General features: G+C 67.7%; 15 protein-coding genes. 6 read left to right on the top strand and 9 right to left on the bottom strand.

Translation table 11 applies throughout. The features are described from left to right. Positions 1 to 22 precede the first annotated feature (22 nt). The 3 genes from AP234_RS34310 (at position 23) to AP234_RS34300 (ending at position 5,377) form a co-directional block, all read left to right on the top strand. Complete coding sequence (locus AP234_RS34310; protein ID WP_063842959.1) at positions 23 to 1,531, top strand: trypsin-like serine peptidase; 1,509 nt, start codon at positions 23 to 25, stop codon at positions 1,529 to 1,531. A 387-nt stretch (positions 1,532 to 1,918) separates the two neighbouring features. Further along, a complete protein-coding gene (locus AP234_RS38025) occupies positions 1,919 to 3,433 on the top strand; it encodes a trypsin-like serine peptidase (RefSeq protein ID WP_063842958.1) in 1,515 nt (504 codons plus the stop codon). 462 nt (positions 3,434 to 3,895) lie between these two features. Further along, a complete protein-coding gene (locus AP234_RS34300) occupies positions 3,896 to 5,377 on the top strand; it encodes a trypsin-like serine peptidase (protein WP_063842957.1) in 1,482 nt (493 codons plus the stop codon). Between the two features lie 431 nt (positions 5,378 to 5,808). On the opposite strand, the gene AP234_RS34295 is transcribed toward AP234_RS34300, so the two are convergent. From AP234_RS34295 to AP234_RS16235, 6 genes are all read right to left on the bottom strand, one after another. Further along, the gene (locus tag AP234_RS34295; RefSeq protein ID WP_063842956.1) at positions 5,809 to 7,326 is read right to left on the bottom strand and encodes a trypsin-like serine peptidase; all 1,518 of its coding nucleotides are present in this window, start codon (positions 7,324 to 7,326) and stop codon (positions 5,809 to 5,811) included. 542 nt (positions 7,327 to 7,868) lie between these two features. Beyond that, positions 7,869 to 9,503 (bottom strand): trypsin-like serine peptidase, encoded by a 1,635-nt coding sequence (locus AP234_RS38020; protein ID WP_200926547.1) that lies wholly within the window; start codon positions 9,501 to 9,503, stop codon positions 7,869 to 7,871. Between the two features lie 598 nt (positions 9,504 to 10,101). Continuing rightward, entirely contained in the window at positions 10,102 to 11,928 is a 1,827-nt protein-coding gene (locus AP234_RS16250) for an ABC-F family ATP-binding cassette domain-containing protein (protein WP_055480511.1), read from the bottom strand. A 29-nt stretch (positions 11,929 to 11,957) separates the two neighbouring features. Next, complete coding sequence (locus AP234_RS16245; protein WP_055480510.1) at positions 11,958 to 12,905, bottom strand: 4-(cytidine 5'-diphospho)-2-C-methyl-D-erythritol kinase; 948 nt, start codon at positions 12,903 to 12,905, stop codon at positions 11,958 to 11,960. 355 nt (positions 12,906 to 13,260) lie between these two features. Then, the gene (rsmA, locus tag AP234_RS16240; RefSeq protein ID WP_431998680.1) at positions 13,261 to 14,124 is read right to left on the bottom strand and encodes a 16S rRNA (adenine(1518)-N(6)/adenine(1519)-N(6))-dimethyltransferase RsmA; all 864 of its coding nucleotides are present in this window, start codon (positions 14,122 to 14,124) and stop codon (positions 13,261 to 13,263) included. Between the two features lie 71 nt (positions 14,125 to 14,195). Then, positions 14,196 to 15,053: a TatD family hydrolase gene (locus tag AP234_RS16235; protein WP_055480508.1), complete on the bottom strand. Its 858-nt coding sequence runs from the start codon at positions 15,051 to 15,053 to the stop codon at positions 14,196 to 14,198. Between the two features lie 155 nt (positions 15,054 to 15,208). Between AP234_RS16235 and AP234_RS16230 the strand changes: the two genes are divergently transcribed. Together AP234_RS16230 and AP234_RS16225 are read left to right on the top strand one after the other, a co-directional pair. Then, positions 15,209 to 15,595 carry an SCO5389 family protein gene (locus tag AP234_RS16230; protein ID WP_055480507.1) on the top strand — a complete coding sequence of 129 codons (387 nt, stop codon included), beginning with the start codon at positions 15,209 to 15,211 and terminating at the stop codon, positions 15,593 to 15,595. A gap of 483 nt (positions 15,596 to 16,078) precedes the next feature. Further along, positions 16,079 to 16,768 carry a hypothetical protein gene (locus tag AP234_RS16225; protein ID WP_055480506.1) on the top strand — a complete coding sequence of 230 codons (690 nt, stop codon included), beginning with the start codon at positions 16,079 to 16,081 and terminating at the stop codon, positions 16,766 to 16,768. Positions 16,769 to 16,900: 132 nt separating this feature from the next. On the opposite strand, the gene metG is transcribed toward AP234_RS16225, so the two are convergent. Continuing rightward, on the bottom strand, positions 16,901 to 18,520 hold the full coding sequence (gene metG, locus AP234_RS16220) for a methionine--tRNA ligase (RefSeq protein WP_055480505.1): 1,620 nt from the start codon (positions 18,518 to 18,520) through the stop codon (positions 16,901 to 16,903). A gap of 56 nt (positions 18,521 to 18,576) precedes the next feature. Then, positions 18,577 to 19,800: a glycosyltransferase gene (locus AP234_RS16215; RefSeq protein WP_063842955.1), complete on the bottom strand. Its 1,224-nt coding sequence runs from the start codon at positions 19,798 to 19,800 to the stop codon at positions 18,577 to 18,579. Between the two features lie 95 nt (positions 19,801 to 19,895). Between AP234_RS16215 and AP234_RS16210 the strand changes: the two genes are divergently transcribed. Next, complete coding sequence (locus AP234_RS16210) at positions 19,896 to 21,425, top strand: hypothetical protein (RefSeq protein WP_083502165.1); 1,530 nt, start codon at positions 19,896 to 19,898, stop codon at positions 21,423 to 21,425. Positions 21,426 to 21,441: 16 nt separating this feature from the next. Here AP234_RS16210 and rsmI read toward each other — a convergent pair whose 3' ends face one another. After that, positions 21,442 to 22,263 carry a 16S rRNA (cytidine(1402)-2'-O)-methyltransferase gene (rsmI, locus tag AP234_RS16205; RefSeq protein ID WP_055480504.1) on the bottom strand — a complete coding sequence of 274 codons (822 nt, stop codon included), beginning with the start codon at positions 22,261 to 22,263 and terminating at the stop codon, positions 21,442 to 21,444. Positions 22,264 to 22,266: the final 3 nt, after the last annotated feature.

Raw genomic sequence — 22,266 nt, 5'->3', positions numbered from 1 at the left:
CGACAGACCAGGGAGACCCCCCGTGAAGCGCACCATTACCTTCGGTGGCATCGTCGCCGCCACGGGCCTGCTGGCCGCCGGTCTGGCCACGCCCGCCCAGGCCGCCGACGAGGTCGCCAAGGATGTTCTGGCCAACACCAACTACGCCGCCCAGCAGGTCGCCAAGTTCTGGTACGGCGAGAACAAGGCCAACCTGATCAACGCGACGCCGTACAACGTCGAGACCACGCTCCCGGCCAAGCACGTGTCGGGTGGCGGTCCTGCCGCGGACACCAAGCCCGGTGTGGTTCCGGCGATCGGCGACGAGAAGAAGGCCGCGAGCAAGTCGAAGAACGTCAACCTGCCCAAGACCTCGGGCAAGGTGTTCTTCATCGGCGCGGACAAGAAGCCGCACTGGTGCTCGGCGACCTCGGTCCAGTCGCAGTACCGCAACCTGGTCGCCACGGCCGGCCACTGCGTCTATGACACCGAGTCCAACAAGGCGACCCTCGACAAGTGGGTCTTCATCCCGGGCTACTACCAGGGCAAGACCCCGTGGGGCATCTACGTCGGTAAGACCGCGTACACCCACTACGACTTCGACGTCTACGAGGACGGCGACCGCGACTACGCGTTCGTGACCGTCTACAACGGCGTCCTGCCCACCGGAGCGGCCGTCTCCAAGGACCCGGTGGCCTTCGAGACCAAGGCGCTCGCCGAGAAGGCGAAGGCCGACATCGAGGCGAACAAGGAGAACGGGGCTTCCCGTCTCTGGATCGAGCGTGTCGTCGACACCAAGAAGATCGGCCCCGACCCGGCCGGCTCCGAGGTGCAGAAGACCGACGTCACCCGCGCCGCGTTCAAGGCCGTCGGCAACAACGCGAGCAAGGGCTACCCGGCGACCTACGCCCCGCACACGGGCGTGAACCGCCAGGAGTTCACCGGCGACAACGCCAAGCAGGCCTGGGAGACCGCCAAGGCCGCCGCGAAGGCGGGCAACGACGGCGTCTCGGCCGACGGCAAGGCGTACTTCTACACCTCCGGCGGCAAGTACTACAAGCACACCTACTGGATCGAGTACGACGTGGACTACGTGCTCCACGGCAGGGTCCTGTGGGTGGGCCTGAAGGACGTCGGCCGTCTCGGCGACAACGTGGGCGGGCAGGGCCTGGCCTACAACCAGAAGGTCGGCGTGAACGTCTTCGTGTTCGGGTACCCGAGCGGGTCTCACCCGGACGGCAACCACGCCTACAACGGCAAGACCCTCAAGTGGTCGTACGGCAAGACCTTCGCCGCGCAGGTCCCCGCCATCAAGGGCGAGGAGCTGGTCGGGGTCAAGTCGTCCTTCACCGGTGAGGGCTCGCTGGGCTCGGCCTGGCTGCTCCAGTACAAGAGCGCCAAGCGGATCGGCTACCTGAACGGCGTGACCATCGCGGTGGCCGACCGCGACGGCAACAAGCGGATCGACACCAGCGTCTCCCCGTACTTCGACGGTGAGACCTACGGCGTCTACAAGGCCGCGGCCAGCCTCTGGTCCGGCAAGATCGTCTGAGGCATCCCCTCCTGACGACCCGAAGGAAGGGCCCGACCGTCTCCGGTCGGGCCCTTTCCCGTGTCCCGGCCGAGCGATGTCGGCAGGCTCAGACGCACTCCGGGGGACCAACCGTTTCACGAACCTGTGTGATTTACGTCACACAGGTTGGTGGATCGATCCATCACTCCCCGTGATCTAGATGACGGAACGCAGGCGATGATCAGCGGAAACGTCTCCGACCGCAACTCTTTCTAGATGAGAGGGCGGCGGCCGAAATATTTGTCGCCGGATCTGGCACCGCATTCTTACCAGATCTTCCCTTCATTCCTCGTATAACGTTCATCTCGTTCCTTACTGACGGATGGGGCGCAAGTGACGCCTCACGACAGACCAGGGAGAACCCCCTTGAAGCGCACGATCGCTTTCGGCGGCATTGTCGCCTCCGCCGGCCTGCTGGCCGCCGGTCTCGCCGCTCCGGCTCAGGCCGCTGACAAGCCCGCCGCGGTCAACCTGGCCAACACCAACCTCGCCGCGCAGCAGGTGGCGGCGTTCTGGTACGGCGAGGCCAAGGCCAACCTGATCCAGGCCACGCCGTACGCCGTGGAGACCACCGTTCCGGCCAAGCACGTGTCGGGTGGTGGCCCGACCGCGGACACCAAGCCGGGCGTGGTTCCGGCGATCGGCGACGAGAAGAAGACCGCGTCGAAGTCGAAGAACGTCAACCTGCCCAAGACCTCGGGCAAGGTGTTCTTCATCGGCGCCGACGGCAAGCCGCACTGGTGCTCGGCCTCCTCCGTCCAGGCGCAGTACCGCAACCTGGTCGCCACGGCCGGCCACTGCGTCTACGACACCGAGTCCAACAAGGCGACCCTCGACAAGTGGGTCTTCATCCCGGGCTACTACGAGGGCAAGACCCCGTGGGGCATCTACGTCGGTAAGACCGCGTACACGCACTACGACTACGACGTCTACGAGGACGGCGACCGCAACTACGCGTTCGTGACCGTCTACAACGGCGTGCTGCCCGAGGCCGCCTGGGGCAGCAAGGACTGGACGTCCAAGCCCTTCAAGAAGGAGAGCCACGCCAAGTACTGGCTGAAGAGGCTCCAGAACGACAAGAAGACCGGCTACTCCGACCTGCAGATCGTGGCCACCCCGGACATGAAGCAGAAGGTGAAGCTCGGCACGCCGGACTCCATCAAGGTCGAGCCGGCCAGCGTGGCCGACCTCGCGGTCGACCCCTCCACCATCGACAACGCCCGGGCCACGCTGGAGGAGCAGGCCGTCGTCGGCACCTCCACGTACAGCGATGGAACGTGGGGCGTCACCGTCAAGAAGGTTTGGGGCGGCCAGGAGGGCTGGAACAGCACCGACCCGGCCAAGCAGACGGTCTACACCTTCAAGAAGGACGGCAAGACCTACCAGGCGACCTTCTGGGGCGCCTTCAAGGTCAAGGACTACGTCATCACCGGCAAGATCCTCCGGATCGGCCTGAAGGACGTCGGCCGCCTGGGCGACAACGTGGGCGGTCAGGGCCTGGCCTACAACCAGAAGATCGGCAAGGCCGTGTTCGTGTTCGGCTACCCGAGCGGGTCGCACCCGGACGGCAACTACGCCTACTCCGGCAAGACCCTCAAGTGGGCGTACGGCAAGACCTTCGCCGCGCAGGCCCCGGCCATCAAGGCCGAGGAACTGCAGGCGATCAAGTCGTCCTTCACCGGTGAGGGCTCGGTCGGTTCGTCGTGGCTGCTCAACTACAAGAGCGCCAAGCGGATCGGTTACCTGAACGGTGTGACCATCGCGGTGGCCGACCGTGACGGCAACAAGCGCATCGACACCAGCCTCTCGCCGTACTTCGACGGTGAGACCTACGGCGTCTACCAGGCTGCGGCCAACAACTGGTCCGGCAAGATCGTCTAAGGCATCGCCTCCTGACGACCCAAGGAAGGGCCCGGCTGTCACCAGCCGGGCCCTTTCCCGTTCCCCCCGGAAGCTCCCCCACACGGAGCGGAGCGGGCCGTACGGCCGAGACGGCGCCCGCCTGGGGGCGTTCCGTCGAGGATGCCCGGGTGCCGCTGCGGGCAATATCAGACGTGATCACATGGGCTTTCGGTTTCCTTCCAAAGATGTGATTTACATCACACTTTCTCACCGTACGATCACTCACCCCATGTGATCAGGCCTTTCGCGATCTCACCCCTCAACAGGAGAAACTCGATCGCCCGCCAGAGGTGATCAAGGAAGAGCGCATCCTCCCCGACGGCCGGCGCGGCGGTTGACCTGTTTTATTCACAGATTCCTCTTATAGCTTGCTAAGGGAGTTCCTTTACTGACGTTTGGGGCGTGGAACGGCCCCCACGACAGAGCAAGGAGAGCACACCCTTGAAGCACACCCTCACTCTCGGTAGCATCGCGGCCACCGGCCTGCTGGCCTCGGCCGTCGTTACCGCTACCCCCGCGAACGCCGGCGGCGATGTCTCCAAGGACACCCTGGTCGGCTCCAACTTCGCCGCGCAGCAGGTCGCGGCCTTCTGGTTCGGCCAGAACAAGGCCAACCTGCGCAACGCCAAGCCGTACAACGTGGAGACCACCGTCCCGGCCAGGCACATCTCCAAGGGCGGGCCCGCTCCCGACAGCAAACCCGGGATCGTGCCGTCGAGCGCCGACAAGAAGACCTCGGGAAGCCGGTCGAAGAACGTCAACCTGCCCCGCACCACGGGCAAGGTCTTCTTCATCGGCGCGGACAAGAAGCCGCACTGGTGCACCGCCACCTCGGTGCAGTCGCACTACCGCAACCTCGTCGCCACCGCCGGCCATTGCGTGTACGACACCAAGTCGAACAAGGCGACGATGGACAAGTGGGTCTTCGTCCCCGGTTACTACCAGGGCAAGACCCCGTGGGGCATCTACGTGGGCAAGCAGGCCTTCACCCACTACGACTTCGACGTCTACGAGGACGGCGACCGCGACTACGCGTTCGTGACCGTCTACAACGGCGTGCTGCCCACCTCGACCGGGGGCAGCAAGAGGTACCAGTCCAAGAACTACGAGACCCACTGGCAGGCCACGCGGGCGCTGCGGAAGCTCCGGGCCGACAAGAGCACCGGCTACAGCCACCTCCGCATCCGGTCGGTGATCGACACCCGCCACGTCGTCAAGGAGGGCACGAGGGAGTCGAAGAAGGTCTACGTCAAGCGGGCCGACTGGAAGAAGCTGAACCCCGAGGGCACCCCCGCTAACGGGCCGTTCAAGCAGGGCACCGGCGTCACCACCAAGAAGAGTGACACCAAGCCCGCCGGCTGGAACCAGGGCCACGAGTCGGCCGACGGCAAGACCTTCTACTGGAAGAAGGAGGGTGACAAGTACGTCACCCGCACCTACTGGATCAACTACGACCTCGACTACAAGATCACCGGAAGGGTCCTCAAGATCGGCCTGAAGGACGTGGGCCGTCTGGGCGACAACGTCGGTGGTCAGGGCCTGGCCTACAACCAGAAGATCGGCAAGAAGGTCTTCGTGTTCGGTTACCCGAGCGGGTCGCACCCGGACGGCAACCACGCCTACTCCGGCAAGACCCTCAAGTGGTCGTACGGCAAGACCTTCGCGGCGCAGGCCCCGGCCATCAAGGCTCAGGAACTGCAGGGCGTCAAGTCGTCCTTCACCGGTGAGGGCTCGCTGGGCTCCGCCTGGCTGCTCAACTACAAGAACAGCCGCCGTCTGGGCTACCTGAACGGTGTGACGATCGCGGTGGCGGACCGCGACGGCAACAAGCGCATCGACACCAGCCTCTCGCCGTACTTCGACGGTGAGACCTACGGCGTCTACAAGGCCGCCGCCAAGATGTGGTCCGGCAAGATCGCCTGAGTCTTCGCCTCCCGACGAGGCCGGCGGTTACCCCGCCCATCCGTCCGCCCGGTCCGGCTTCCCTGGTCACCGTTCCGGGCGGCGATGAAAAGGCCTCCGGGTAGGCGGAGGTCCAAGGGCCCGGCCGCCCCTCCGGCCGGGCCCTTTCCCGTTCCCACCCGTCGATCCACCGGGACCGTTCCGTACGAAATCCGCGGGCCGGAAATCTCCGTACCCCGGCCCGCCGATGATCGAAGCCAATCGACCATGACGTTGTTGCTGCTCTGGCGCCCGTTTTCGCGCAATAACGTCGTGATCGATCGGGTCGGGTGCCGATTCCGGCGAGAGCCGGGCTCGCCCGGTCCGCAGGCGTACGAATCGGACTGACCCCGGACACGGGAAAGGGCCCGGCTGGCTGCCGAGCCCTTTCTCTGTCGTCCGCCGGGAAGGGATCAGACGATCTTTCCGGACCAGTTCTTGGCCGCGGAGGCGTAGACGCCGTAGGTCTCACCGTCGAAGTACGGCGAGAGGCTGGTGTCGATGCGCTTGTTGCCGTCACGGTCGGCCACCGCGATGGTGACACCGTTCAGGTAACCGATCCGCTTGGCGCTCTTGTAGTTGAGCAGCCAGGCGGAGCCCAGCGAGCCCTCACCGGTGAAGGACGACTTGATGCCCTGCAGCTCCTCGCCCTTGATGGCCGGCGCGGTAGCCGCGAAGGTCTTGCCGTACGCCCACTTGAGGGTCTTGCCGGTGTACGCGTGGTTGCCGTCCGGGTGCGACCCGCTCGGGTAACCGAACACGAAGTGCGCCTTGCCCAGCTTCTGGTTGTAGGCCAGGCCCTGACCACCGACGTTGTCGCCCAGACGGCCGACGTCCTTCAGGCCGATCCGGAGGATCTTGCCGGTGATGACGTAGTCCTTGACCTTGAAGGCGCCCCAGAAGGTCGCCTGGTAGGTCTTGCCGTCCTTCTTGAAGGTGTAGACCGTCTGCTTGGCCGGGTCGGTGCTGTTCCAGCCCTCCTGGCCGCGCCAGACCCTCTTGACGGTGACGCCCCACGTTCCATCGCTGTACGTGGAGGTACCCTGCTTGGCCTGGTTCTCCAGGGTGGTCCGAGCTCCGTTGACGGTGGCCGGGTCGACCGCGAGGTCGGCCACACTGGCCGGCTCGACCTTGGTGGAGTCCGGCGTGCCGAGCTTCACCTTCTGCTTCATGTCCGGGGTGGCCACGATCTGCAGGTCGGAGTAGCCGGTCTTCTTGTCGTTCTGGAGCTTCTTCAGCCAGTACTTGGCGTGGCTCTCCTTCTTGAAGGACTTGGACTTCCAGTCCTTGCTGCCCCAGGCGCCGTCGGGCAGAACACCGTTGTACACCGTGACGAACGCGTAGTCGCGGTCGCCGTCCTCGTAGACGTCGAAGTCGTAGTGCGTGTACGCGGTCTTACCCACGTAGATGCCCCACGGGGTCTTGCCCTGGTAGTAACCCGGGATGAAGACCCACTTGTCCATCGTGGCCTTGTTGGACTCGGTGTCGTACACACAGTGTCCGGCCGTGGCGACCAGGTTGCGGTACGAAGACTGCACCGAGGTCGCCGAGCACCAGTGCGGGTTGCCGTCGGCGCCGATGAAGAACACCTTGCCCGTGGTCTTGGGCAGGTTGACGTTCTTCGACTTCGACGCGGTCTTCTTCTCATCGCCGATCGCCGGAACCACACCGGGCTTGGTGTCCGCGGACGGGCCACCACCCGAAACGTGCTTGGCGGAGACCTTGGTCTCCACCGCGTACGGCTTGGCGTTGAGCAGGTTGGCCTTGTTCTCGCCATACCAGAACATGGCGACCTGCTGCGCGGCAAGGTTGGTGTTGGCCAGGGTGTCGCTGGCGACGTCACCGGCGGCCTGAGCGGGGGTGGCGGCGAGGCCGGCGGCCAGCATGCCGGCGCTGGCGACGATGCCACCGAATGCGAGAGTGCGCTTCAAGGGAATCTCCTTGGTCTGTCGTGAGGCACCATCTGCGCCCCATGCGTCAGTAAAGGAACGGTCAGCAAGGTATACGGGAAAATTGCGAAAAGGTAGGCGGGTGAGTCACGTCTTCCGTCGCCAAGGGGCCCGACACCCGCCCCCTCACGCCCCCGTTGACAGCACGTTTCCCCTGTACATGACGGGTTGCAGTCGGCCCGGACCCCGGCACGCTCCCCCAAACAGGCAAGGCAGAAATGTGACGAAGGTCACATTAGATGGAGGAAACCGAAAGGGCCTGTGATCACGTCTGAGACGTCCCGCCTCCGCGCCCGCCAATCGGCGGCAGACCGGCGAGCCGGCGCTTCACCGGGGATGAACGTCCCGAGCCCTTCGAACGGCCCGCAGAGAGCCTTCAGGCGGCTCCCCGGCCAGGGCGTGATCGCAGGCAGAGGGCTCGGTGGCCGCCTCAGGAAAGGCCGCCTCAGGAAAGTGGCCGCCTCAGGAAACACGAAGGGGCCCGGCTTACCGCCGGGCCCCTTCTGTCGTCATCCGGGAAGGGATTAGACGATCTTGCCGGACCAGCTCTTGGCCGCGGCCTGGTAGACACCGTAGGTCTCACCGTCGAAGTACGGCGAGAGGCTGGTGTCGATCCGCTTGTTGCCATCGCGGTCGGCCACCGCGATGGTCACACCGTTCAGGTAACCGATCCGCTTGGCGCTCTGGTACTTGAGCAGCCAGGACGAACCGATCGAGCCCTCACCGGTGAAGGACGACTTGACCCCGAGCAGTTCCTCGCCCTTGATGGCCGGCGCGGTCGCCGCGAAGGTCTTGCCGTACGCCCACTTGAGGGTGTGGCCGGAGAAGGCGTAGTTGCCGTCCGGGTGCGACCCGCTCGGGTAGCCGAACACGAAGACGTTCGAGCCGACCTTCTGGTTGTAGGCCAGGCCCTGACCGCCCACGTTGTCACCCAGGCGACCGACGTCCTTCAGGCCGATCGTCAGCTTCCAGCCGACGACCTGGTACTTCGTCACGGACCGAGCCGGCGCCTTGACCAGCTTGGTGAAGGTCCGCTTGTAGTACTTGTACTCGGTGTGGTGCTTGCCACCCTTGTTGTGGTGGTCGTTGCCACGACCCCGGTGGTCGTCGCCACGACCGCGGTGGTCGTCGCGACGGTCGTCCTGCTTCTCGACCTTGACACGCCAGTAGAGGGTCTTGCCGTCCCTGCTGACGTAGGAGTCGTCCCGGGTCTGGCCGTACTCCCTGCCCGTGACCTCGACGGGGTCGCCGGCCTTCCAGCCCTTCCTCAGGTCGACCTTGGCGGCCGTCAGGTCAGCCCGCGGGTTGGCGCGCTTGACCTCGGCAACGCCGGCCGGCACCTCCTGGTACTGGTGGTGGTGCCTGCCACCCTTGCCCTTACCGCCCTTGTCCTCGACCTTCTCGATCTTCAGAGCGGACCAGACGGTGCTCTTGTCGGCCTTGAGCTTGGCCAGGTGAGCCTTGGCCTCGCGCTCGGTCCGGAAGAGCTCCGACTTGTAGGAGTAGTCCTTGCCCGAGGTGGGACGGTCGGTGGTGGGCAGCACACCGTTGTAGACGGTCACGAACGCGTAGTTGCGGTCGCCGTCCTCGTAGACGTCGAAGTCGTAGTGGGTGTACGCGGTCTTACCGACGTAGATGCCCCACGGGGTCTTGCCCTGGTAGTACCCGGGGATGAAGACCCACTTGTCGAGGGTCGCCTTGTTGGACTTCGTGTCGTACACGCAGTGCCCGGCCGTGGCGACCAGGTTGCGGTACTGCGACTGAACCGAGGAGGCCGAGCACCAGTGCGGCTTGCCGTCGGCACCGATGAAGAACACCTTGCCCGAGGTCTTGGGCAGGTTGACGTTCTTCGACTTGCTCGCGGCCTTCTTCTCGTCGCCGATCGCCGGAACGACACCGGGCTTGGTGTCCGCGGCAGGACCGCCACCCGACACGTGCTTGGCCGGAACGGTGGTCTCCACGGCGTACGGCGTGGCCTGGATCAGCTTGGCCTTGTTCTCGCCGTACCAGAACGTCGCCACCTGGCGGGCAGCCTCGTTGGTGTTGGCGAGGTTGACGTCGGCAGGCTTGTCGGCGGCCACGGCCGGAGTGGCCGCGAGGCCGGCGGCCAGCAGGCCGGCGGTGGCGACGACGCCACCGAAAGCGAGAGTGCGCTTCAAAACGATCTCCTTGGTCTGGCGTGGGGCGCCTGCGCCCCATGCGTCAGTAAAGGAACACCCAGCAAGCTAGCCCAAAAATTGGGAAAGGCCAGGTGCACAAACCCCCTCCCCCGACGCACACCGCCACCGAGCGCCGCCCGTACGACCAGGTCTTTTTTCGATGTTTACGCTGATCATGAGGGGTTTCGGACAGCGAAAAACCCGGATTTTCTCCCATCAGACTCACGGCAAAAGTGTGACAAAGGCCACAATTTTGGATGAAACCAAAACCCCTCGTGATCACGTCAGAATTCCACCCCGCACCCCGCACCCCGCACCCCGCACCCCGCACCCCGCACCCCGCACCCCGCGAGCCCCCACTCCGATCCCCGTCGTGATCTTGCGATTTCTCGCAGCGAGCAGCGCCCACCTGGCGATTCTTCGAGCGTGATCTTGCAGAAACTCTGCCGAAGGGGCGATGAGCTGCGGAAACATGCGACGTGATCTTGCAGTTGCACACCAACCGCAAGATCACGGCAGGGGTCATCGCCGACCGGCCACCCGGGGTACGCGATTCACAAGATCACAAGATGAGGGGCGGCGGAACGGCGTGGAAGGCTCAGGCAGAGTCGAGGCGCTCGGCGAGGGTCATCCACTCTGCCTCGACGGCCTCCTTGCGGGTGCCGATGTCGCGCAGCTCGGCGTCAAGCTTCGCCAGACGCTCGAAATCGGTCGCGGCCCGGGCCATTTCGGCGTGCAGGCTCGTTTCCTCTTCACTCAGCCTGTCGAGCTGCCGCTCCAGGCGGCCGAGCTCCTTCTGCAGCTCCCGCAGCTCCTTGGCGGACAGCCCACTCGAGGAGCCGGTGGAGTCCGAGGCCCCGGGAGAGCCTGTCGGGGCCGCCGCCGTGGCGGCGGAAGCCGTACCGGCCGCACGGGCGGACAGGGCGGTTCCCGCGGCCCGGCGCTCCAGATACTCGTCGACGCCGCCGGGCAGCATCGAGAGCCTGCCGTCGCCCAGCAGGGCGACACAGCGGTCGGCGACCCGCTCCAGGAAGTAGCGGTCGTGGCTGACGACCACCAGCGTGCCGGGCCAGCCGTCGAGCAGGTCCTCCAGCTCGGTGAGCGTCTCGATGTCGAGGTCGTTGGTCGGCTCGTCGAGCAGCAGCACGTTCGGCTCGTCCATGATCAGCCTGAGCAGCTGCAGACGGCGGCGCTCACCACCGGACAGGTCGCCGACGACCTTCCATTGGGCCTCGCCCCGGAAGCCGAGGCGTTCCAGGAGCTGGGAGGCCGACCACTCCTTCTTCCCGACCTGGACGTACTTGCGGATCTCCTCGACCGTCTCCAGCACCCGTCGCGACGGGTCGAGCTCGCCGAGCTCCTGCGACAGGTGGGCCAGCCGTACGGTCTTGCCGCGCACGACCCGGCCCGAGTCCGGCTCGACCGTGTCGGACAGCAGGCGCAGCACCGACGACTTGCCCGAACCGTTCACCCCGATCAGGCCGATCCGGTCACCCGGGCCGAACTGGAAGGTGCAGCGGTCGAGGACCAGCGGGCCGGAGCCGGGACCCCCGGCGTGCAGCGTCACGTCCTCGAGGTCGGCGACCGTCTTGCCGAGCCGGGCCGAGGCGAACCGCAGCAGTTCCACGGTCTCCCGAGGCGGCGGAACGTCCGCGATGAGCGCCTCGGCGGCGTTGATGCGGAACTTGGGCTTGGACGTACGGGCGGGCGGACCGCGCCGCAGCCAGGCGATCTCCTTGCGCATGAGGTTCTGCCGGCGTTCCTCCGCGGCCTGTGCGATCCGCGCCCGCTCGGCCTTCGCCAGCACATAGGCGGCATATCCGCCCTCGTAACGCTCGACCGATCCGTCCACGACCTCCCATGTCCGGGTGGACACCGCGTCGAGGAACCACCGGTCGTGGGTGACCACCAGCAGCGCGGACTTCCGCTGGGCGAGGTGCCGGGCGAGCCAGGCGATGGCCTCGATGTCCAGGTGGTTCGTCGGCTCGTCGAGAATGATCAGGTCGTGCTCGCCGATGAGCAGCCGGGCCAGGGCCGTACGGCGCCGCTCCCCGCCGGACAGGTCGCCGGCCCGCGACGACAGGTCGATGTCGGCGAGCAGGTTGGACAGGATCTCCCTGATCGCGGGGTCCCCGGCCCACTCGTGCTCCGCCCGGCCGTCGAGGACCAGATCGCGTACGGCCGCCGCCGGTTCGAAGTCGTCCCGCTGCGACAGCATGCCGACGCGCAGGCCGCGCGTGTGGGTGACCCGGCCGCTGTCGGGCGGCAGGTCGCCGCCGATGATCGAGATGAGCGTGGTCTTGCCGCCGCCGTTGCGACCGACCACGCCGATGCGGTCGCCCTGCTCGATGCCGAGGGAGACGTCGGACAGCAGCGGCTTGGGCCCGAAGGCATGGGAAACAGATTCGAGATTGACCAGGTTCATCGCCTGTAAAGCCTATCCGGCCGGTCGCCTCAGTCGGCCGGCATCGCACCGGGGACGGGCCCGGAGGCGGTGACGGCCGACCGGCAGATCTCCCCGTCCTCTCCGAGCGCGGCGGCCAGGCCGGCCGCGTGCGCCTGCGACTCCGCGAGGAATGCGCAGGTGGGGCCGGAGCCCGAGACGATCGCGCCGAGAGCGCCCAGCTCACGGCCCGCCTCGAGGGTACGCGCCAGCGACGGGCGCAGCGAGAGCGCGGCGGGCTGCAGATCGTTGCACAGCGCCCGCCCGAGCCCCTCGGCGTCTCCCTCCCGCAGCGCGGCCAGAAGCGGCTCGCTCGCCACGGGCCGGGGCACACCGGCCCCGGCGGCCGCCCGCAGCCGGTCGCATTCGCCGTACACCCGGGGCGTGGACAGTCCGCCGTCGGCGAGCGCGAACACCCAGTGGAACGTCCCGGTGGTCTCCAGCGGCGTCAGCCGCTCACCCCGGCCGGTGCCTACGGCGGTGCCGCCGAGCAGCGCGAACGGCACGTCGCTGCCGATGTCCGCAGCGATCTCCATGAGGTCCTCGACGGGCAGGCCGAGGCCCCACAGCTCGTTGCAGGCGACCAGTGCGGCCGCGGCGTCGGCGCTGCCGCCCGCCATGCCGCCGGCCACCGGGATGGCCTTGTCGATCACCAGCTCCGCACGGTAGGAACGGCCCGCTGACCTGGCCAGCGCCTGAGCCGCCCGGACGGCGAGATTGCTCTCGTCCACGGGCACCTCTGCCGCTGACGCCCCGCGAACCATGACCCTGATCGGGCCCCCCAGGCCCCTCGGATCGCCCGGATCGACGAGATCGCCCGGCTCGGCCGCGGTCACCTCGTCGAAAAGGGAGACCGCGTGGAAGACGTTCACCAGGTCGTGGTAGCCGTCCTCGCGGAGCGGACCCACGGCGAGCTGGAGGTTCACCTTCGCGGGGACGCGCACGGTGATCGCGCGCATCAGCCGTTCACCGCCACCGTCTCCGGGCGCTCGCCGGCCGGTCGGATCGCTCTGGGCTTCAGTACGGACACGAACCACGAGCCTAACGCGACCTGCGCCTACGCCAAGCCAAGAGATCCTCCGGGTCGAGCGTGCGAAGGTACGGCGATGCTCAGCGGGTCGAACGTGCGACGGTACGGCGATACTCGGCGGGTCGAACGTGCGACGGTACGGCGATACTCAGCGGGTCGAACGTGCGACGGTACGGCGATACTCAGCGGGTCGAACGTGCGACGGTACGGCGATACTCAGCGGGTCGAACGTGCGACGGTACGGCGATACTCAGCGGGTCGAACGTGCGACGGTACGGCGATACTCAGCGGGTCGAACGTGCGACGGTACGGCGATGCTCGGCGATTCGGGCGAAGTCCTCGACGCCGAGCTGCTCGCCCCGCGCGGACGGGTCCACCCCCGCCTCGACCAGGGCCTCCTCGGCGGCTGCGGCCGTACCCGCCCAGGCGGCGAGCGCGGCACGCAGCGTCTTGCGGCGCTGGGCGAACGCCGCGTCGATCACCTCGAACACCTCCTCGCGGGGCGCCGACGTCTTCGGCGGATCCCGCCGTACAAGGGAGACCAGGCCGGAGTCGACGTTCGGAGCGGGCCAGAACACGTTGCGCCCGACCGGACCGGCGCGGCGCACGTCGGCGTACCAGGCCGCCTTCACGGACGGCACGCCGTAGATCTTGGAGCCCGGGCGGGCGGCGAGGCGGTCGGCGACCTCGGCCTGAACCATCACCAGGCCCCGGCGCAGCGACGGCAGCACCTCGAGCAGGTGCAGCACGACGGGCACCGACACGTTGTAGGGCAGGTTGGCCACCAGCACGGTCGGGTCGGCGCCGAGATCGGCGGGCCCGACCCGGAGCGCGTCGGCGTGCACGACCGTCAGCCGGTCGGCGAGTTCCGGGGCCATCTCCGTCACGGTGGACGGCAGCTGTCCGGCGAGCACCGGGTCGATCTCGACCGCGACGACCTTCGCCACCTCGGGCAGCAGGGCGAGCGTGAGCGAGCCGAGCCCCGGCCCGATCTCGATGGCCACGTCCTCGGGGGTCACCTCGGCCACACGGACGATGCGGCGGACCGTGCCACCGTCGATCACGAAGTTCTGCCCCAGCTTCTTGGTCGGCCGGATGTTCAGCTTCTCCGCCAACGCGCGCACTTCGACCGGCCCGAGCAGACTCATGCCTCCAGTGTCGGGCATCGGAAGGCGGCTCCGCGCCATTCGTCACGCCCCCCGGCCAGGGACGCGGGGCGTCACCAGGCGCCGAAGGCGGCCTCGCCGTTCGCCATGATCGCGGCTGCGAGGTCGGCGACGTCCACGCCCTTGACCTCGGCCAGGCAGCGGAGCGTCAGCGGGATGAGGTAGGGCGCGTTGGGCTTGCCCCGGTGCGGCACGGGAGGCAGATAGGGCGCGTCCGTCTCGACGAGCGTGAGCTCCTGGGGCGCGACGCGCGCCGCCTCGCGGAGATAACCGGCGTTCTTGTACGTCACCGGACCGGAGAACGACATGTAATAGCCCGCGGCGGCACACTGCTCGGCCAGGTCGGCGTCCCCGGAGAAGCTGTGAAAGATCACGATGTCGGGGGCGCCCTGGTCGGCGAGCACCTTCAACACGTCGTCGTGGGCGTCCCGGTCGTGGATGACGAGGGCCTTGCCGGTCCGCTTGGCGATCTCGATGTGCGCCCGGAAGCTCGCGTGCTGGTCCTCCTTGGCCGCGCTGTCGCGGAAGTAGTCGAGCCCGGTCTCCCCCACCGCCCGCACGTACGGCCGCCGCGCCAGCTCCTCGATCTCGGCCAACGTCTCGGGGGTGGCGGCGTGCGCCGTGTTGGGGTGGATCGCCACGGCCGCGTAGACGTCCGCGTGCGCCGCGGCCGTGTCCGCGTTCCATCGGGACGACGGCAGGTCGTAGCCGACGCTCACCAGCCGGGTGACGCCGACGCTTCTCGCCTCGTCGAGGATCGTCTCGACCGTGGCGGCCGCCGCCTGGGCCGCCTGGGCGATCGGATCGCCTGAGGTGACCTTCCGCCTGCCGACCATGATGTCGAGGTGGCAGTGGCTGTCGAAAACCTCGGCGGGCAGCGCCTCCGGCGTCGGGGGAAGCTCATGCGACATGTCCCCAAACCTACCGCCCGGCGTCCCGCCCGTTCTCCACGCCGCGGTCGAAGGTCACCCTCCAGTGCCCTCAGCGGAATGACAACCATTACCACTAGGTGATAGACTCTGCGGTCAGGGCCACCTAGCGTCGGTGATATCCCAATGGAGGTGACATGTCACTGACCGTACCCCCTGATCTGCTGGAGCAAGCTCAACGGGGAAAGATCGACAACACCGCCTTCCTCGCTTGCATCCGCGACTCCCTGCCCTTCGCCTGGTCTCTCGTCAGCGATCTGGCCCGACGCCGTGAGGCGACCGGGGCCGAGTTCGTCGACAATCAGGTCGCCCCGCCGGACGAGGCGGCCTACGGGCAGCTCTTCCGGGCACTCGCCAGCACGTCCATCCGCAAGGCGCTGGAGGATCACTTCGGCGTCCGCCTGGCCTTCCAGAACTGCCACCGGGTCGCCGTCTTCGACCCGTCGGCGGAGAAGGCGTACGCCGAGTTCGTCACCCCGGAGGCCCAGGTCCTCAACCAGAGCCCCGAGCTGGTCAACTGCTGACCCATCAAGATCTGAGAGCCCCCGGTTCCGCCGGGGGCTCTTTCCTTGCCGAAGTCTCCTGCCGCCTCTCCCCCGCCCTAACGGGGTCCCGCCATGCTCCGTGACCCCGTCGATCCCACTCTCAGGACAGGGAAATATCGATCTTGACGTTATTGCTCCCCGAGGGGCCGTTTTCGCGCAACAACGTCAAGATCGATAAGCTCAGGCGCAGGTTCTGGCAAGAGCCGCGCATCGATTAGGGCCGCCTGGCAGTCTTGGTGCGTGCCCCCAGCTCCCGCCCCGCCGCGAAAGCTGCTCAAGGGCCCGTTTCTGGGCTCGGCGGCGGTCCGCGCCCGGATCGTGACGATGGCACAGCTCCGCAAACCACCCTGGATTCGGATATTTCGTGATGTGTACGTTCACGAAAATGTCCCCATCACGCCCTGGGTGCGGGCTGCGGGTGCCTCGCTGCTGTTACCCAGGGGCGGGGTCATCGGAGGGCGGGTGGCCGCATGGCTGTATGGGGCCAACCTGCTGAGCAAGGAGCGCAACGACCCCGTCGATGTCGTGATCCCACCTGGGACGTACATGCGGTCGCGTCCCGGGATCGTCGTCCACTCCTACCGGCTCGCCGATGACGAAATCCGCATGGTGCGGCGGTTGCCCACGCTGCGGCCGCTCCGGATCGCCTTCGATCTCGCCCGCAGCGAGCCCGACCTCTGCGAGGCCGTCGTGATCGTGGATGCGCTGGCCCGGATCGCCGCGCATCGCCACTTCGCGCCGTCGGCCCTGCTTGACTACGCAGCGCGTCATCCCGGCGTACGCGGGGTGGGCCGACTGCCCGAGATCGTACGGCTCAGCGACCCGCTCGCCGAGTCGCCCATGGAGACGAGGCTCCGGCTGCTGCTCGTTCGTGGTGGGCTTCCGCCACCGGTCAGCCAGTACGAGATCTACAACGAGGACTTCCTGCTGATGGGCCGGGTCGATCTCGCCTATCCGAAGATCAAGCTGGGAATCGAGTACGACGGGGAAAATCACGAGCGGCGCTGGCTCGACGATGTGGACCGGCAGAACCGGATCTTCAATGCGGGATGGGCACTACGTCGGTACACCAAGGCACACATGCACCACACGCCCGACCTGATCGTGCGGGAGATAGGCGGTCTGCTCCGGCGAGCGGGGGTCATGCCGTAGCCGAGGACGCGCCCACGTAATCGATCTTGACGTTATTGCTCCCCGAGGGGCCGTTTTCGCGCAACAACGTCAAGATCGATCAGGAAGCTCGCTCAAAACCCGAGGCCTCCGGTTCCTGGCCTGTCTCGAACGTCAGGATTTGGGGTCTTCGAGGCGGGGGAAGAGGATCTCGCCCTTGGTGACGTGGGCACCGGCGGGCAGCCGACCCCACCGGGCGACGTCGGCGACGCGCTGGTCGGCGAGCGGCCCGAGATGGGGCTCGGCTCCGAGCGAGGCCCACAGCTTCGCGCAGGTGGCGGGCATGACCGGGTTGAGCAGGACCGCGATCGCGCGCAGCGACTCCGCCGCCGTGTAGAGGATCGTCGCCAGGCGGGCCCGGCCCTCCGGCGACTCGTCCTTGGCGACCTTCCACGGCGCCTGCTCGGTCAGATAGCCGTTGACCTGCTTGACGAAGTCGAAGATCGCGGCGATGCCGCCCGCGAAGTCCAGGTTGTCGCCGATCAGCGTGTCCGCTCGGGCGGTCGACTCGGCCAGCCCGTCGGCGATCGCCTGCTCGGCCGGCCCCGACGCCACCGCCTCCGGCGCAGTGCCGCTGTTGCCCGCCTCCGGCAGGACGCCGTCGAAGTACTTGCCCACCATGGCGGCCACCCGGGATGCCAGGTTGCCGAAGTCGTTCGCGAGCTCGGAGGTGTACCGGGCCGAGAAGTCCTCCCAGGAGAACGAGCCGTCCTGGCCGAACGGGATCGCCCGCAGGAAGTAGTAGCGGTAGGCGTCGACGCCGAAGTGGTCGGTGAGCTGCCGCGGCGAGATGCCCGTCAGGTTGGACTTGCTCATCTTCTCGCCGCCGACCATCAGCCAGCCGTTGGCGAAGACCCTGCCGGGCAGCGGCAGGCCGTTGGCCATGAGCATGGCCGGCCAGATCACGGCGTGGAACCGCAGGATGTCCTTGCCGACCAGGTGCACGTTCGCCGGCCAGGTCGCGTCGAACTTGATCTGGTCGGAGCCGTACCCCACGGCGGTCGCGTAGTTGAGCAGCGCGTCGATCCAGACGTAGATGACGTGCTTGGGGTCCCATGGGATCGGGATGCCCCAGTCGAAGGTCGACCTCGAGATCGACAGGTCCTGCAGGCCCTGCCGTACGAACTGGAGGACCTCGTTGCGCGCGGACGCGGGCTGGATGAAGTCGGGGTTGCTCTCGTAGAACTCCAGCAGGCGCGGGCCGTAGTCGGACAGGCGGAAGAAGTAGTTCTCCTCCTTCAGCCACTCGACCTGCCGCTTGTGGACGGGGCACAGGTCGCCCTCCAGCAGATCGCCGGGCGACTTGTACTCCTCACAGCCGACGCAGTACGGCCCCTCGTAACCGCCGCGATAGATCTCGCCCTTGTCGTAGAGGTCCTGCACGAACTCCTGCACGCGCTTGGTGTGGCGCGGCTCGGTCGTACGGATGAAATCGTCGTTGGCGATGGACAGATGCGACCAGAGCGGCTTCCATGCCTCCTCGACGAGCTTGTCGCACCACTGCTGCGGTGTGACGCCGTTCGCCTCGGCCGTACGCATGATCTTCTGACCGTGCTCGTCCGTGCCGGTGAGGTACCACACCTTCTCGCCGCGCTGGCGGTGCCAGCGCGTGAGCACGTCCCCTGCGACGGTCGTGTAGGCGTGGCCCAGGTGGGGAGCGTCGTTGACGTAGTAGATCGGCGTCGTGACGTAGAACGCCGACTCCCCTGCTGTAGTCGATCCTGTAGCCGCCATGCCGAAATCCTATCGGCCCGGCGCCCATGCCTCCCGCGATTAGGGCCCCGCGGCGATTACGCGCCGACGGCGGGCTCGTGGCTGACGGCCTCCGCCGCCTCCTCGGCCGCCGACGCCGCGATGTCGACCGGGGTCTCCTTCGAACGGCGGATGCCCAGGATGCTGATGAACAGCGCCGCGAAAATCGTCTGGAAGCTCATGATGAACGCGGTCGCCGACGGCACCACCAGGCGCAGCGACTCGGCCGGGATCAGCTCACCGAACCCGCGTCCGCCCCAGTGGGCCAGCGAGGCGACCAGGCCGCCGAGACCGGCCACCGCGAGCAGCCCGCCCGCGATCAGGCCCTTCTCCAGCGTGATGATGTCCACGAGCCGCCGGACCCTGCGGTCCTCGGGGAGGAAGCCCTCCTCCGCCGCGTACACCTTCGTGAACAGCGCGAACAGCACGGCCTGGAAGCCGATCACCACCATGGCCGACGCCCCGACCAGCGTGTCGACGTCGAAGGCGAGCTTGCCGATGTAGACCGGGCCGAAGGTCAGCGCGGCTCCGGCGACCAGACCGAAGGTCATGAGCGCGAGGCCGGGGATGAAGAACAGCCAGCGGGGGCTGTAGAGCAGCAGGAAACGCAGGTGGCGCCAGCCGTCCCGCCAGGAGCGCAGGTGCGGCGGACGCGAGCGGCCGTCGGGCGAGAGGGTCGTGGGCACCTCCCTGACGTCCAGCCCCTGCAGCGTGGCCTTGACGACCATTTCCGAGGCGAACTCCATGCCGCCCGTCTGCAGGCCGAGCCGCATGATCGAGTCGCGGCGGAACCCGCGCAGGCCGCAGTGGAAGTCCCCGATCTCGCTCGGGAAGAACAGCCGGCCGATGAACGACAGGACCGGGTTGCCCAGGTAGCGGTGGAGCGGCGGCATGGCGCCCGGCGCGATCCCGCCTCTGAAACGGTTGCCCATCACCAGGTCGGCGCCGTCGCGGAGTTGCTCGACGAACGGCAGCAGGCCGGTGAAGTCGTAGGAGTCGTCCGCGTCGCCCATGATGACGAACTTGCCGCGGGCGGCCCGGATGCCGCCCATCAGGGCGTTGCCGTACCCCTTCTGGTCGACGTGGACCACGCGGGCTCCGGCGTCCCTGGCGAGCTGCTGGGAGCCGTCGGTGCTGCCGTTGTCGGCGATCACCACCTCGCCGATGATCCCGTGCTCACGCATGCAGGCGAGGGCCTTGCGTACGCAGGTCTCCACGGTTTCGGCCTCATTGAGGCATGGCATGACAACGGTCAGTTCCACGTCGCAACTCCTTGCATATGACGCCAGGTACCAATGATGCCCGCTTCCCTGTAGCGCCCGGGTCAAGTCCCCGAAACGGCTGGCATTCTGTAACCATGGTCGCGGTCGCTGATCCTCCGGTAGTCGTCGCCTCCCCGGTCCGGGGGTGGCGTCGGCTGACCGCCCTGCCGCGCCGTCACCGGCTCTTCACGGCCGCGCTCGTGCTGGGAGCCGTCCTGCGGGTCGTCACCATGCTCGGCTTCGGCCCGGCCATGTGGTTCAACGACTCCTACGACTACGTGTCGGTGGCGCTGCGGCCCCGGCCGCATCCGATCCGCCCCGACGGTTACGGTTTCTGGCTGCTCATCCTCAAGCCTCTGCACAGTTTCGCCCTGGTCGTCTTCACCCAGCACCTCATGGGCCTCGCGACCGCCGTGCTGATCTATGCACTGCTGACCAGGAAATTCGGCATTCCACCCTGGGGGGCGACGCTCGCCGCCGCCCCCGTGCTGTTCGACGCGTACCAGATCCAGCTCGAGCAGCTCATCATGTCGGACGCGATGTTCATCCTGCTCGTGGTGGGCGTCGTCACGCTGGTGCTGTGGCATCGCAGGATGTCGTGGCGGGTCGGGGCCGCCGTCGGGCTGCTGCTCGCGATGACCGCGCTGACCCGCAGCATCGGCCTGCCGATCCTGGTCCTGGTCGTCTGCTACCTGCTCATCAAGCGGGCCGGGTGGCGGCCGATCGCCGCCATGGTCGTCGCGTGCGCCCTGCCCGTCGTCGCGTACATGAGCTGGTTCAAGGCGGTCAACGGGCAGTTCGCGATGACCAACAGCGACGGGGTCATCCTGTACATGCGCACGTCCCTGTTCGCCGACTGCCACAAGATGAACGTGGACAAGCGCGAGGAGCTCGAGCTGGCGCTGCTGTGCATCAACACGCCGCCGGAGCAGCGCGTGCCCTCGGCCCAGGCCTACCTGTGGTGGGACGACCAGAACCAGTTGCACGTCTTCGGCTCCGGCATGAAGTTCACCCCGGAGATCAACGCCAACGCCAGCGAGTTCGCCAAGAAGGCGATCCTCGCCCAGCCTGGCGACTACCTGGCGGCCGTGGCCAAGGACTTCTTCCGGGCCTTCCGCTGGGACCGGCCGCAGTTCCCGGACGCCAAGACCTTCAAGCTGTACGAGTTCAGCAACGAGTACACGCGCTCGATCCCGAAGTGGAGCTCGTACGGCAGCACGACGGATCGGGACGTCGAGGCCTACGAGAACGGCCCGGCCGCCACCCGAGCGGTCTCGCCGTGGTCCGACATCATGATCGGCTATCAGAAGATCGTGCGGTTCCCCGGCCTCGGGCTGGGCCTGCTGCTGCTCGTCGGCCTGTACGGCGTGGCCGTGCGGTGGCGGGAGCTCGGCGGGCCGGCCCTGCTGCCGTTCCTCGGCGGCGCCGGGCTGATCCTGGCGCCGGCGGCGACAGCGGAGTTCGACTACCGCTATCTGGTTCCCGCGATCCCGCTCGCCTGCCTCGCCGCCGCGATCGCGATCGCCGGGCGGCGTTCACCCGCGGTGGACGACCTCGCCATCCCCGGATGGCCGGACGCGCCCGGCCGGCCGGGCTGGTCCGGGTGGCGCCGCCGCCCCTCGTAGGCGTCCGGCGGGGATCTCAGCGGCCGTGGACGGCGTCGTACAGGTCGCGTTTGGGAACGCCCGCCGACTTCGCCACGTCGACGATCGCGTGTTTGCGCGACACGCCCGAGGCCTCCCGCCGGGCCACCTCGTCGACCAGCTCCGCCATGTCGGGCGGCGCGACGTCGGGCGGCAGTCCCGCCACGACGAGCGTGATCTCCCCCCTGACCTCGCCCGCCGCCCAGGCGGCCAGCTCGGCGAGGGTGCCGCGTCGCACCTCCTCGTACGTCTTGGTGAGCTCGCGGCAGACCGCGGCCTCGCGGTCGGGGCCGAACGCCTCGGCCATCGCCTCCAGGCAGGCGCGCAGGCGGTGCGGCGCCTCGAAGAACACCATCGTGCGCTCCTCGGCGGCCAGGCCGGCGAGCCGTCTGGCCCGCTCCCCCGGCTTGCGCGGCGGGAACCCCTCGAAGCAGAAGCGGTCGCTGGGCAGGCCGGAGACGGCGAGCGCGGTGGTGACGGCCGACGGGCCGGGCAGGGCGGTCACCGGCACGCCCGCCTCCACGGCCAGCCGGGTGAGTCGATAACCGGGATCGGACACCCCCGGCATGCCGGCATCCGTGATCACCACGACCGTGCTGCCCTGGACCAGTGCCTCCAGCAGCTCGGCGGCCCGCCGGCTCTCGTTGGCGTCGTAATAGGAAACGATGCGCCCGGTCACGGTCACGCCCAGGTCGGCCGCGAGCCGTCTCAGCCGCCGGGTGTCCTCGGCGGCGATCACGTCGGCGGTTCCCAGTGCCTCGCGGAGCCGCGGCGTCGCGTCTCCCGTACGGCCGATCGGGGCTCCTGCGAGAATCAGCACCGA

Source organism: Sphaerimonospora mesophila, assembly GCF_001417795.1.
Lineage (GTDB): Bacteria > Actinomycetota > Actinomycetes > Streptosporangiales > Streptosporangiaceae > Sphaerimonospora > Sphaerimonospora mesophila.
Note: the sequence above shows the minus strand (reverse complement) of the source record. Positions and strands in the feature narration are given on the sequence as shown.

What these genes read in the sequence shown, in the direction of transcription:
- AP234_RS16250 (WP_055480511.1), bottom strand. Translation starts at nt 11,928, where the DNA reads ATGAACCTGGTCAATCTCGAATCTGTTTCCCATGCCTTCGGGCCCAAG.
- AP234_RS16245 (WP_055480510.1), bottom strand. Translation starts at nt 12,905, where the DNA reads ATGCGCGCGATCACCGTGCGCGTCCCCGCGAAGGTGAACCTCCAGCTC.
- rsmA (WP_431998680.1), bottom strand. Translation starts at nt 14,124, where the DNA reads ATGAGTCTGCTCGGGCCGGTCGAAGTGCGCGCGTTGGCGGAGAAGCTG.
- AP234_RS16235 (WP_055480508.1), bottom strand. Translation starts at nt 15,053, where the DNA reads ATGTCGCATGAGCTTCCCCCGACGCCGGAGGCGCTGCCCGCCGAGGTT.
- AP234_RS16230 (WP_055480507.1), top strand. Translation starts at nt 15,209, where the DNA reads ATGTCACTGACCGTACCCCCTGATCTGCTGGAGCAAGCTCAACGGGGA.
- metG (WP_055480505.1), bottom strand. Translation starts at nt 18,520, where the DNA reads ATGGCGGCTACAGGATCGACTACAGCAGGGGAGTCGGCGTTCTACGTC.
- AP234_RS16210 (WP_083502165.1), top strand. Translation starts at nt 19,896, where the DNA reads ATGGTCGCGGTCGCTGATCCTCCGGTAGTCGTCGCCTCCCCGGTCCGG.